The organism is Aeromonas lacus (assembly GCF_000764665.1).
Taxonomy (GTDB): domain Bacteria; phylum Pseudomonadota; class Gammaproteobacteria; order Enterobacterales; family Aeromonadaceae; genus Aeromonas; species Aeromonas lacus.
Genome location: NZ_JRGM01000026.1, coordinates 26,025 through 38,563, shown reverse-complemented (window position 1 = coordinate 38,563; position 12,539 = coordinate 26,025). Strand labels below are relative to the sequence as shown.

12 protein-coding genes are annotated in these 12,539 nt (G+C 58.6%); 10 read left to right on the top strand and 2 right to left on the bottom strand.

The features are described from left to right. The first annotated feature begins 343 nt into the window (after nt 1-343). The 4 genes from LG31_RS0104250 (at nt 344) to LG31_RS0104235 (ending at nt 2,722) form a co-directional block, all read left to right on the top strand. Entirely contained in the window at nt 344-757 is a 414-nt protein-coding gene (locus tag LG31_RS0104250; protein WP_050513402.1) for a septal ring lytic transglycosylase RlpA family protein, read from the top strand. A gap of 99 nt (nt 758-856) precedes the next feature. Further along, nucleotides 857-1,339, top strand: a complete 483-nt coding sequence (locus LG31_RS0104245) for a GNAT family N-acetyltransferase (protein ID WP_033113259.1) — start codon at nt 857-859, stop codon at nt 1,337-1,339. After that, nucleotides 1,339-1,842 carry a peptide deformylase gene (def, locus tag LG31_RS0104240; RefSeq protein WP_033113258.1) on the top strand — a complete coding sequence of 168 codons (504 nt, stop codon included), beginning with the start codon at nt 1,339-1,341 and terminating at the stop codon, nt 1,840-1,842. The genes LG31_RS0104245 and def overlap by 1 nt, the downstream gene beginning before the upstream one ends. A 49-nt stretch (nt 1,843-1,891) precedes the next feature. Further along, nucleotides 1,892-2,722, top strand: coding sequence for a hypothetical protein (locus LG31_RS0104235; RefSeq protein ID WP_084059536.1), 831 nt, complete (start codon nt 1,892-1,894; stop codon nt 2,720-2,722). 79 nt (nt 2,723-2,801) lie between these two features. Here the strand turns inward: LG31_RS0104235 and LG31_RS0104230 are convergent, their stop codons facing one another. Next, entirely contained in the window at nt 2,802-3,005 is a 204-nt protein-coding gene (locus LG31_RS0104230) for a hypothetical protein (protein WP_033113256.1), read from the bottom strand. Nucleotides 3,006-3,131: 126 nt separating this feature from the next. Beyond that, entirely contained in the window at nt 3,132-4,364 is a 1,233-nt protein-coding gene (locus LG31_RS0104225) for an esterase/lipase family protein (RefSeq protein WP_033113255.1), read from the bottom strand. Between the two features lie 558 nt (nt 4,365-4,922). Here LG31_RS0104225 and ygeW point away from each other — a divergent pair. The 6 genes from ygeW to LG31_RS0104195 all read left to right on the top strand — a co-directional run bounded on the left by ygeW (nt 4,923) and on the right by LG31_RS0104195 (nt 12,526). Then, entirely contained in the window at nt 4,923-6,110 is a 1,188-nt protein-coding gene (gene ygeW / locus LG31_RS0104220) for a knotted carbamoyltransferase YgeW (protein WP_033113254.1), read from the top strand. A gap of 156 nt (nt 6,111-6,266) precedes the next feature. Then, nucleotides 6,267-7,466 carry a diaminopropionate ammonia-lyase gene (dpaL, locus tag LG31_RS0104215; protein WP_033113253.1) on the top strand — a complete coding sequence of 400 codons (1,200 nt, stop codon included), beginning with the start codon at nt 6,267-6,269 and terminating at the stop codon, nt 7,464-7,466. 140 nt (nt 7,467-7,606) lie between these two features. Next, the gene (locus LG31_RS0104210) at nt 7,607-8,824 is read left to right on the top strand and encodes a YgeY family selenium metabolism-linked hydrolase (RefSeq protein ID WP_033113252.1); all 1,218 of its coding nucleotides are present in this window, start codon (nt 7,607-7,609) and stop codon (nt 8,822-8,824) included. A 114-nt stretch (nt 8,825-8,938) separates the two neighbouring features. Continuing rightward, complete coding sequence (gene hydA, locus LG31_RS0104205) at nt 8,939-10,363, top strand: dihydropyrimidinase (protein WP_033113292.1); 1,425 nt, start codon at nt 8,939-8,941, stop codon at nt 10,361-10,363. Between the two features lie 95 nt (nt 10,364-10,458). Beyond that, on the top strand, nt 10,459-11,391 hold the full coding sequence (gene arcC / locus LG31_RS0104200; RefSeq protein ID WP_033113251.1) for a carbamate kinase: 933 nt from the start codon (nt 10,459-10,461) through the stop codon (nt 11,389-11,391). 211 nt (nt 11,392-11,602) lie between these two features. Continuing rightward, on the top strand, nt 11,603-12,526 hold the full coding sequence (locus LG31_RS0104195; RefSeq protein WP_033113250.1) for a DMT family transporter: 924 nt from the start codon (nt 11,603-11,605) through the stop codon (nt 12,524-12,526). Nucleotides 12,527-12,539 lie beyond the last annotated feature (13 nt).

Here is a 12,539-nt window from a genome sequence, read left to right as displayed (position 1 = left end):
ATAAGGCAGCGGATGAACGGGCTTGCCCGGTTCTGGTTAAGTATCCCTCTTGTTGTGCTGCATTGCGGACGCAGATCGGAGGGTGTTTGCGTGCTCGAGTTGGCAAACGCGAGCAGAGACGTGGCCCCTTGATTGTCTCTTGGGTGCAACAGTGGTGATTTAAAGCCTGTGTTTATTGCAACAATCGTGGTAACCACGGCGTAGGCAACCGGGCTGGGTCCAAGGATCGCGAAGGGCCGCCTACATTGCGGTGGCTTGCCGGTATGGGGAGAATCTCCTCGTTACTGCAACGCGATATGATCCGCCGGACTATCCAACCGGCAAGGTGAGCGAGGAGAAGTAGATGCGCGGCATCGGGAGAGAGGGAGTGGTGCAATCGGCCTGCAAAGGGGGGCTGTTGCTTGTCTGCCTGCTGCTGGCCGCCTGTAGCAGCCGTTATGACGAGAGCCACGGCGGCAGCTGGCGCGGTTATAGCGAGACCGGTTATGCCAGCTATTATGCCGACCGCTATCACGGTAAAAAGACCGCCAGCGGCGAGCTCTATCGCAACAATCTCAATAGCGCCGCCCATATGGAATTGCCCTTTGGTTCCATGGTGCGGGTGACCAACCTCGCCAACGGCAAGAGCGTAGTGGTCAAGGTCAATGACCGCGGCGCCTTTAAAAGCGGGCGTATTATCGATCTCTCCAAATCTGCCTTCGGCTCCATCGCCAATATTCGTGATGGCATTATCAAGGTAAAGGTTGAGGTGCTGTAACCGCTCGTGATGCTTCAGAATCTGCAGTCGTTTGGAAAAATCGTAATAGGGTGATTGTGCGCTAACAGCGTATTCAATACGGCTTGAGCAGGGAAAGAGATGGATATTGAGCTGATTAATGTGCCGCAAAGTGAATTTGAGCAGGTCTTTACTGCCGTCAAAGAGGGAATATTTCCCTATGTTGAGGCGCTCTTTGGCTGGGATGACCAATTTCAACGCGACCGACTAACCAGCTCATATCTGCCGCAATGGTTTTTGTGGATCCTGCATGGGGGAGAACGTATTGGTCTGTTATGTCGCAAGCCATATGAGGATGCCCAGCATGTTCATCTGCTGATCATTTTCCCTCAGTATCAGGGACGGCAGCTTGGTGCTGCCGTGATGGAACGGCTGCATCAGGAGGCTGAGCGTGAGGGCAAATGCCGGGTCACCCTGTCCAGCTTCACAGAGAACCATGGGGCGATACGGTTTTATGAGCGCCTTGGTTACAGCGTGGTCGAAGAGGATCAGGCGTTTGTCTCGATGTCCCGGCCGTTGGGCTGTGACCTCGGATTGAAAAAAGTGGTTAATGGAGAGTTGTGATGGCGATTTTGAATATTTTGACGGCTCCCGACCCCAGGTTGAGGCTCAAGGCCGAGCGAGTTGAGGATATTGCTGCCGTACAGGGGCTGATCGATGACATGCTGGAGACCCTGTATGCGACGGAAAACGGGATTGGTTTGGCCGCGACTCAAGTCGGGCGTAAAGAGGCCGTCGTTATTATCGACTTGTCCGAGAGCAGGGATCAGCCGCTGGTTTTGATTAATCCACAAGTGATAAGCGGTACTGAAAAGGTACTTGGACAAGAGGGCTGTCTCTCCGTGCCGGATTACTACGCGGATGTCGAGCGTTACAGCTCGGTGGTGGTATCTGCACTGGATCGAAAAGGTAATCCGATCACTATCGAGAGCAGCGATTTTTTGGCCATTGTCATGCAGCATGAAATTGATCATCTGGATGGCAACTTGTTCATTGATTACCTGTCACCGCTCAAGCGGCAGATGGCACTCAAACGCGTTAAAAAATCTCTGAAGTCCGCCAGCTAATGTTTGCGGATAGTGGCTGGCCATTTCAGTTATGTGGAGAGCAGGCAGAATGAAAGTGGCAAGATGGAATGTCAGGGCGCTGTTTGGCCGTAATAGCAAAGGAGGGCAGGGGCGTTATGGCCTATGGGCTGCGTTGCTGCTGGGATCATTATTGGGATCGCTCTCCGTATCTGCCGACGAAGAGCAGTTGCCGGCCGAATATCGCCCCTTTGTGCAGCAGTTGGTCGATGCGGCAGAAGCCCGGGATCATCAGGCCCTTGCCAATCAAATGAAATACCCCTTCAAGTTGGAGTATCCCATTCCCGCCATCAAAACCCCGGCGGAGATGCTGACCCGTTTTGACGAGGTGTTTGATGACGCCATTTTAAAAAGCATCGCTACCTCCCGGGTCGGGCAGGATTGGCAGACCATGGGCTGGCGCGGCATCATGCTGGGCAGTGGCGAGGTCTGGATGGATTTTGATGGCAAGGTGATCGGTATCAATCATCAGACGGCGCAGGCCGCCAAATTGAAAGCCGAGCTTATCGCCAGGCAGAAGAGCGGTCTGCATCCCAGTGTGCAGGAGTACAAAAGCCCCGAGCTGATGTGGCAAACCGAGAAATTTACCATCCGCATCGATGAGTTGGACGATGGCCACTATCGCTACGCCTCCTGGGCAAAGGGCAAGACGCTCGCCGACAAGCCGGATCTGGTGCTGAAAAATGGCACCGTCAGGATGGAAGGGACGGGTGGCAATCATACCTATTTCTTCACGAGCGGCCCTTATCGCTACGAATGTGTCGTCACCGTATTGGGTGAGCGAGGCGTGCCACCGGGTGAGCTGGTGGTCTATAAAAACGACGTCGAGATAGTGCACCAACCGGTGATCAAGGTGCTGTGACGCCAACGCCATATCACGACTTATCAAAGAGCGGCCAAGTGCCGCTCTTTTGCTTTCGCAAACTGAGGTATGAGCTTCGCTAGCTTTGCGGCACCCTGACCCCTTTATCGAGATAGAGGCTGCTGTAGTTGGCCCTGTGGGTGACAAACATCACCTGATGGCGGCTGCCGTCGGAGAGGATAAGGAAATCGCCCGCCTGGGCAGGGCTTTGCAAGGAGACCTCCTGCTCGGGGGCGGTCAGGCGGTCGACATCATCCTTGAAGGTGAGGGTGTAAGAGAACATATGGCGCTCCACTGCTGGCTCATATCAAACACTGCCTCCAAGGCTAGCTGCTACGAGCACAGCATGCGGCGCCCGATTGGCGCTGTTCGACCAAAAACCTGAAACGGCATGCAAGGAAAAGGGGGATCACCTGGCATCGTCAAGCCAGTCCAGCAGTTGTGCGCCAACCTCCGGGCTGCCGAGCAGCGCCATATGAGTTGTGCGATAGGCGATCAGAGTATGTTCTGGAGGAAAGTCGAGTTGATGTGCGCGCTCCCGGTGCTGGCCCAGCGCACTGCGCAGGGGGACCAGTCCATCGCCAATCAGCCGCTCTGCCAGCAGGGTGCGTTTGGCGGATGTGGTGCCTGCGATGGCAAAGCAGGCTACGCCGCTTGGAAGCGGGAGCGGTTGGCGGGGATCGCGCCCTATGGTGCGCTCCCTGTTATTACGGGAGGCGTCGATGACCTTGCCATGGCGAAGATCCCGAATGCCCTGGCTGCGTATGCGGGTCAGCTTCACAAAGGGCATGCTGTAAGGGGTGACTGGCAGCAGTTGCTCCAGCCAGTGGCCAGCGGATTCGAGCGGCGCACCATGGTGCGGCGTGCCAAGAAAGATCAGATGCCGCAGTCGCTCGGGCCAGCGCAGTGAGTGGATTTGGGCGTAATGGCAGGCACTTCGGATAACCAGTCCCCCCATGCTGTAGGCCAGCACGCTGAGCTGCTTGATGGCCCCCGGCCATCGGTCACACAGCTCCTCCAGCTGTAGCGCCAGCGCCTGCCCGTTGCTGGCAATAGAGAGACCCGAGTTGTAGCGCAGATAGAGAGGCAGATGGCCAAGCTCTCTGGCCACCGCTTCGCCATGGTTGATGGACTTCCCCTGATAGCTGGTTTGCCATTGCAAGTCGTTCATGCAGAGGCCATGGATCATCAGCAGCACTCTCCCCGCGTGGGGAAGGTCGGCTGGCATGGTCTGCCAATTGAGCGACCTGCCCTGATAGCGCAGAGTCATCGGAGTGGCGAGGGCGTTTTGCTGCTCGACCAGCTTGTCCCCCAGCACGCCATTGAGGGTGGCAAGCAGAGCCGCGCGCTTGGGCGTCTCTGCTACAGAATGTTGCGTTGGGAGTGGCAGGCAGGCCAGCAGGCCATTGATACCACTGCCGAGGCTATTGGCGGCCCCGTGAACCCCCTTGTAAATAAGCCCGGTGAGCCCCGCCGTTTTACCCTTGTCCCGCCCCTTGATACCCATACCGCCCAGTACAGCCTGATGCACCGCCTCTGTGATCTGCACGGTAGCGGGCAGCGCCTGGGTCAGCAGTTGCGCCAGCTCGCGGATATCCGAAAGCTGCCAGGAGGAGGGCGACTTGTCGGCGGCATCGGTCATAAGCACTCCTTGCTGCGGTGGGTAAAGTGGCCGGAACCATGCTGCGAATGGTCTGCAGGTCAAACCAGCTTGCGCCCTTTGGCCTGTGTTTACCAGTCTCGGAAAGGCGCTCTGGTATTCAGACAGATGTGGCATACATGCCTCAATGCCCTTTGCAAGGCTGCAGAGAGGAGGGGAGGGCGGTCACCTCCCGGCTGCTTATCATAATGATAAAGTTGGTCTGCTTTATATCATTTCAGCCCCGAGCGATGCACCCGGATGATAATTATCTCTACCGTGACTCGGTTTTATCACCCCATAGGTATGTGGTCGCAGCAGGATAAATTCAGTGCGCGCATAACCTCATCAGCCAAATAGGGCTAATCGCTGCTATTTTTGTGGCGCCCATCACATACTTTTGCCATTTCATATTATTCCGCCGCAAATCTTTACCTTGGCACGCTTATTGATTGCCCTATATCGACGCTAACCGATGAGCTCACCCATAACCGGGATGCTGGTGACATCGTGAGTGACTGGGGAGCTATTCATATATCATCCAACGAATTGGGGCGAACGATGAAAGCAGTGAACGAGTTAATCAAAGAGATCAAAGCACTCAAATCCAACCTGCATGAAAAAGATTTTCTGCTGACCTGGGAGCAAACACCTCAGGAGCTTGAACTGGTATTGAAACTGGCCGAATCCCTCAAGACACTGCGTGCCGAAAATATTGCTACCAAACTGTTTAACAGCGGGCTCGGTATCTCGGTTTTCCGCGATAACTCCACCCGAACCCGCTTCTCTTATGCCTCTGCACTGAACCTGCTCGGTCTGGCCCAGCAGGATCTGGATGAGGGCAAATCCCAGATTGCCCACGGTGAAACCGTCCGTGAAACCGCCAACATGATCTCCTTCTGCGCCGATGCCATCGGTATCCGTGATGACATGTATCTGGGGGCCGGTAACGCCTACATGCGCGAAGTGGGCGCCGCACTGGATGAAGGGTTCGAGAAGGGGGTGCTGCCCCAGCGTCCGGCGCTGGTCAACCTGCAGTGCGACATTGATCACCCGACTCAGTCCATGGCTGATCTGGCCTGGTTGCAGGAGCACTTCGGCAGCCTGGAAAACCTCAAGGGCAAGAAGATTGCGATGACCTGGGCTTACTCCCCGAGCTACGGCAAGCCGCTCTCCGTGCCGCAGGGCATCATCGGCCTGATGACCCGCTTTGGTATGGATGTGACCCTGGCCCACCCGGAGGGGTATGACCTGATCCCAGATGTGATCGAAGTGGCCAAGGAGAATGCCAAGGCCTCCGGCGGCAGCTTCCGTCAGGTCACCTCCATGGAAGAGGCGTTCAAGGATGCCGACATCGTCTATCCCAAGTCCTGGGCCCCCTACAAGGTGATGGAGCAGCGCACCGAGTTGCTGCGTGCCAATGACCACGCCGGCCTCAAGGAGCTGGAGAAACACTGCCTTGAGCAGAACGCCAAGCATAAGGATTGGCACTGCACTGAAGAGATGATGAAGCTCACCAAGGGTGGCGAAGCGCTCTATATGCACTGCCTGCCGGCCGATATTTCCGGCGTCTCCTGTAAAGAGGGTGAAGTGACCGAAGGGGTATTCGAGAAATATCGTATCGCTACTTATAAAGAGGCGAGCTGGAAGCCCTATATTATCGCCGCCATGATCATGGCCCGTAAATTCTCCGCCCCGGGAGAGACCCTCGAAACGCTGCTGAAAGAGGCCCAGAAGCGGGTTAAATAAATAGCGTTGGCTGAAATAAATAAAAGAAATGGCAGGGGTAATCATTCCCCTGCCTGCTACAACAGCGGAATTGTCGTGAGTTTTCTCCCCGTGGTATCTGAATATCGGATTTCCCGGTGAGATGGCTCCCGACCCCATAATCTGGATGAGGTACGCATGTCCCAATTTTCTCTGAAGATGGATATTGCCGATAACCGTTTTTTTACCGGTGAACCATCTCCCCTGTTTTCTCGCGCCGAAGCACAAAAGGCCCGTGCCTTTCATAAAAAACTGGCCGGTTATGAGCCAACCCCCTTGTGTGATTTGAAAGATCTGGCCGCCTATATCGGGGTTAAAAATATTCTGGTCAAGGATGAGTCAAAACGCTTTGGTCTCAATGCCTTCAAGATGCTGGGTGGCGTCTACGCCATTGCCAACCTGCTCTGTGAAAAATATGGCGTGGCAGTCGAGGATTTCTCCTTCGATCTCATCAAGCGCACCATCAAGGAGCCGATGACCTTCGCCACCACCACAGATGGCAACCACGGTCGCGGCGTTGCCTGGGCCGCCAAGCAGGTAGGTCAGCATGCGGTGGTCTACATGCCCAAGGGTTCTGCCCAGGAGCGGGTTGACCACATTCTCAATCTCGGTGCCGAGTGCATCGTCACCGACATGAACTACGACGATACCGTCCGTCTCACCATGAAAATGGCGGAAGAGCGCGGCTGGCACATAGTGCAGGACACCGCCTGGGAGGGCTACACCAAGATCCCGACCTGGATCATGCAGGGTTACTCCACCCTGGCCGACGAAGCGGTCGAGCAGATGCAGGATATGGGCATCAAGCAGCCGACCCACGTGCTGCTGCAGGCCGGGGTAGGGGCGCTGGCGGGCGGCGTGCTCGGTTATCTGGTGGACTGCTTCGGGGCGAAAAACCTGCACAGCATCGTGGTCGAGCCAGATCAGGCCGACTGCATCTACCGCTCCGGCGTGGCAGGGGAGATGGTCAACGTGGGGGGCGACATGCGCACCATCATGGCCGGTCTCGCCTGCGGTGAACCCAACCCGCTTGGCTGGCCGCTGCTCAGGGGCTGCACCACCCAGTTCATCTCCTGCCACGACAAGGTGTCGGCATTAGGGATGAGAGTGCTCGGCAACCCCCTTGGCAATGACCCTCGCATCATCTCCGGTGAATCCGGCTCGGTCGGTACCGGTGTACTGGCGGCGGTGTGTCACCACCCGGATCGCGCGGCACTGATGGAACGTCTGGGGCTGGATAGCAACTCGGTCGTGCTCATCATCAACACCGAAGGGGATACCGATGTGAAGCACTACCGGGAAGTGGTGTGGGAAGGCAAACATCCTGCCTGCGATTAACCCCGGCTGCGAGTAACTCCCTGCGAGAGCAGAGAGATGAATTGAAGAACTGATCGCGCCTCGCCAACGGGGCGCGGTAACGGGCACAGGGCGCTGCCGACGAACAGGCCGCGCACTCTCAGTTGTTATGGAGAATCACAATGAGCAAGCAAATTCCGTTTGAAATGGTGTTGGAGAAGGCCTACCAGTACAAGGCAGAGATGAGTCAGTTCCTGCGCGACATGATCGCCATCCCGAGCGAGAGCTGCGATGAAGAGCGCGTCGTGCTGCGCATCAAGCAGGAGATGGAGAAGGTTGGCTTTGACAAGGTCGAGATCGACCCCATGGGCAACGTGCTGGGCTATATCGGCCACGGCCCGCACCTGATCGCCATGGATGCCCACATCGATACCGTGGGCGTCGGCAACATGGCCAACTGGAAGTTTGACCCCTATGAGGGGATGGAAGATCACGAGATCATCGGTGGTCGCGGCGCCTCCGATCAGGAAGGGGGCATGGCCTCCATGGTCTATGCGGGCAAGATCATCAAGGATCTGGGGCTGGAAGATCAGTACACCCTGCTGGTGACCGGTACCGTACAGGAGGAGGATTGCGATGGCCTCTGCTGGCAGTACATCATCGAGCAGAGCAAGATCCGCCCCGAGTTTGTGGTTAGTACCGAACCCACCGACTGCCAGATCTACCGTGGCCAGCGTGGCCGCATGGAGATCCGCATCGATGTGCAGGGGGTCAGCTGCCACGGCTCCGCACCGGAGCGCGGTGACAACGCCATCTTCAAGATGGGCCCCATCCTTGGCGAGCTGCAGGAGCTGAGCCACAACCTCGGCAATGATGACTTCCTCGGCAAGGGTACCCTGACCGTCTCCGAGATCTTCTTCACTTCGCCGAGCCGCTGCGCCGTGGCAGACAGCTGCGCCGTCTCCATCGACCGCCGTCTCACCTGGGGTGAAACCTGGCAAGGAGCGCTCGACGAGATCCGTGCCCTGCCAGCGGTGAAAGCCGCCGGTGCCGAGGTCTCCATGTACCAGTACGATCGTCCGGCCTATACCGGTCTGGTCTATCCGACCGAGTGCTACTTCCCGACCTGGAAGGTGGAAGAGGATCACATCACCGTCAAAACCCTCTCCAAGGCTTATCGTGAGCTGTTCAACAAGGAGCCGGTGGTGGACAAGTGGACCTTCTCGACCAACGGGGTCTCCATCATGGGTCGCCACGGTATTCCGGTCATCGGTTTTGGCCCGGGTAAAGAGCCGGAGGCCCACGCCCCGAACGAGAAGACCTGGAAAGAGCATCTGGTCAAGTGCGCCGCCATGTACGCCGTGATCCCCATGCTCTATCTGGCCGAGCTGGACAAGTAAGGGGTCTGCCGGGTGGTGACTCTCATCACCGCCCGTCTGTCGCAAGTGTGGCAAGTGCCCCGTCTCCATTGAGGCGGGGCTTTGCTGTTTGAAGTGATGTTCGAGGTGGTGGGAATGAAACGGCTGATCAAAAACGGTGTGCTGGTCGATGCACAGGGTGAATATCGTCAGGATCTGCTGATTGATAACGGGGTGATCCGCGCGCGGGCCGCCGCTATCCAGCCCGATGGCGAGACCGACGTGATCGATGCCAGCGGCTGTTATGTGATGCCGGGTGGCATCGACGTTCATACCCACTTCAACATCGACGTGGGCATTGCCCGCAGTTGCGATGACTTTTTCAGCGGTACCCGTGCTGCCGCCTGTGGTGGCACCACCACCATCGTCGATCACATGGGATTTGGCCCGGCGGGGTGCAATCTGCATCACCAGCTGGTCCGCTATCACGACTATGCCGCCGATCAGGCGGTGATCGATTACAGTTTTCACGGCGTTGTCCAGCATGTAGATGACGCCATCCTCCACGAGATGGCCGCCATGGTGCAGGAGGAGGGGATCAGCAGCTTCAAGCTCTATCTCACCTACCAGTACAAGCTGGGTGATCACGACGTGTTGCGCGCGCTGGCCCGCCTCAAGGAGGTGGGGGCGCTTGCCACCGTCCATCCCGAGAACGATGCCGCCATTGCGGCGCGCCGAGTTGCCCTATTGGCCGCTGGCCATCATGAGCCCTGGTATCACCCGCAAAGCCGCCCATTGGAGTGCGAGGCGGAGGCGATCGCCCGGATGATCAATCTGGCGGGGCTCGCGAGCAATGCGCCGCTCTATATCGTCCACCTCTCCAACGGCTTGGGGATGGAGTATCTGAAACTGGCGCGCCGTCAGGGGCAACCGGTCTGGGTGGAGACCTGCCCGCAATATCTGCTGCTCGATGAGCAGTGTTATTACAAGGAGAACGGGGTCGACTATCTGCTGAGCCCGCCGCTGCGCTCACGCCGCGAGCAGGACAAGCTGTGGGTCGGCATCGCAGCTGGCGATATCGACACCGTCGCGACCGATCACTGCAACTTCTCCCACGCCCAGCGCATGACCCTCTCGGGGGGCGATTTCAGCCGCTGCCCCAACGGCTTGCCCGGGGTCGAAAACCGGATGCTGCTGCTCTTTGCCCACGGGGTATTGGGCGGACGCATCTCGCCGTCCCGCTTCGTGGCCCTCACCAGCGCCAACCCGGCGCGCCTGTTTGGCCTCTGGCCGCGCAAGGGCAACTTGCAACCGGGGGCCGACGCCGATCTGGTGTTGATGGATCCCCGTGGCGAGACCCATATCCACCACGCCGTGCTGCACGACAACGGCGACTACAACCCCTACGAGGGGATGCGCTGTCCGGGCCAGATCAGGCTGACCCTGAGCCGCGGAGAGATAGTCGCCCGCGACGGCGAGTTTCTGGGGCAACGTGGTCACGGCCGTTTTCTGGCCAGAGCGCCCTTTGACCCGGCGTTGGCGCCGGAGCTGCACTCGCCTTGCCCCGTGGTGGCAGGCTGACAATCAGTTCGAAGCACGCTAACCCGCAAACTTATGCGAACAACGAAAGGTGGGCCGGTGTTGCGCCGGCTTGTCCCATCACTGGAGATAACAAGATGAAACAGAGAATCGTACTGGCCCTTGGTGGCAATGCGCTGGGCAACAACCTGCCCGAGCAGATGAAGGCGGTGCAGAGCACGGCGGGCACCATTGCCGACCTGATCGCCCAGGGGCATGAGGTGGTGGTGACCCATGGCAACGGCCCGCAGGTGGGGATGATCCAGCAGGCGTTCGAGGTGGCGGCCCGCCATGACCCCAAGGCGCCCCATTTGCCCATGTCGGTCTGCGTGGCTCTGAGTCAGGGTTATATCGGTTATGACCTGCAAAACGCCCTGCGCGAGGCCTTGCTGGCGCGTGGTATTCACAAGCCGGTTGCCACTTTGGTGACCCAGGTGGAGGTGGATAAAAACGATCCTGCCTTCCTCGACCCGAGCAAACCCATCGGCGGTTTCTTCAGCAAGGAGGAGGCCGAAGCATTGATGGCCAGGGGCGAGCGGCTAAAAGAGGATGCCGGCCGTGGCTATCGCCGGGTGGTCGCATCTCCCAAACCCGTCGATATCATCGAGAAGGAGACCGTCTCTGCCATGCTGGCCGCCGGTCAGGTGGTGATCACCGTCGGTGGCGGCGGTATTCCGGTGCTGCGCGAGGGCAATCACCTGCGCGGTGCCAGCGCGGTGATCGACAAGGATTGGGCCAGTGCCAAGCTGGCGGAACTGATTGACGCCGACATGCTGATCATCCTTACCGCGGTAGAGAAGGTCGCCATCAACTTCGGCAAGCCTGATGTGCAGTGGCTCGATAACCTGAGCGTGGCGGATGCCAACAGCTTTATCGAGCAGGGGCAGTTTGCCAAAGGATCCATGCTGCCCAAGGTGGAGGCGGCGCTCTCTTTTGCGACCTCCATGCCGGGCCGTAAATCCCTGATCACCCTGCTGGAGAAGGCTGCAGAGGGGATCGCTGGCAAGACCGGGACCGTGATCAGCCAGTAACCAGTCGCTCGATGATTGATTTATGCGCAGGGGGCCTAGGCCCCCTGTTGTGTTTGGCAAGGGCGCTGCCGTGGCTGAGGGTGATCTGTCCACAGGCAATTTGTCCGTAGGGCGTGGGCAGCCCGCCAGCGCAGGGGTAAGATGGCCACCCCGACAAAGGGGTTGGCCCACCGGAACAACAGGCGAAAGGCAGAGCAATGCGTGGTGAGAGATGAGTGGAAAGATCAATATGGCGGCGCTGGGGGGGTTAATCCTGCTCACCGCCATCTGGAGTTACAGCTGGATCGTGATGAAGCAGGTGATGCTCTATGCGGGGGCTTTCGAGTTCACCGCCCTGCGCTGTCTGTGCGGCTCGTTAGTGTTGTTGCTGGTGCTGGCCCTGCGCGGGCGCCGTTACCTCAAACCCACCCCGTTTCGCTATACCCTGGCCATTGCCTTGTTCCAGACCTGCGGCATGGTGGGGCTGGCTCAGTGGGCCCTGATCAGCGGCGGGGCGGGCAAGGTGGCAATCTTGAGCTACACCATGCCGTTCTGGGTGGTGGTCTTCGCGGCGCTCTTTCTCGGCGAGCGGATGCGCAAGCTCCACTATCTGGCGGTCGGGGTGGCTGCTTGCGGGCTGCTGTTGGTGATCGAGCCCTGGCAGCTGCATCTGGATTCCATGAAGAGTGCGCTGCTGGGGATTGCCTCCGGCATCTGCTGGGGGATCAGTGCCATCATCGCCAAGCGGATGTATGCCCGCCACCCCGCGGTGGATCTGATGTCCCTCACCACCTGGCAGATGATCTACGCCACCATGGTGATGGCCGTGGTGGCGGCGCTGGTGCCGGAGCGACCCATCGACTGGCAGCCCTATGTGTTTGGCGCGCTCGCCTACAGCGCCATCTTCGCCACGGCACTGGCCTGGAGCCTCTGGCTGTTCGTGCTGAAAAAGCTGCCTGCCGGGATCGCCAGCCTCAGTACCCTGGCGGTGCCGGTGAGCGGCGTGCTGCTCTCATGGTGGCTGCTTGGTGAAAATCCGGGGCCGGTGGAGGGGAGCGGCATCGCCCTTATCGTGCTGGCGCTTATCGTCATCAGCCGCAAGGGCAAGCGCTCTGTGGTGTCGGTGGCGGGGGAGACTCGCATCAAGCACGGCTGAGTCGATTGTCGGC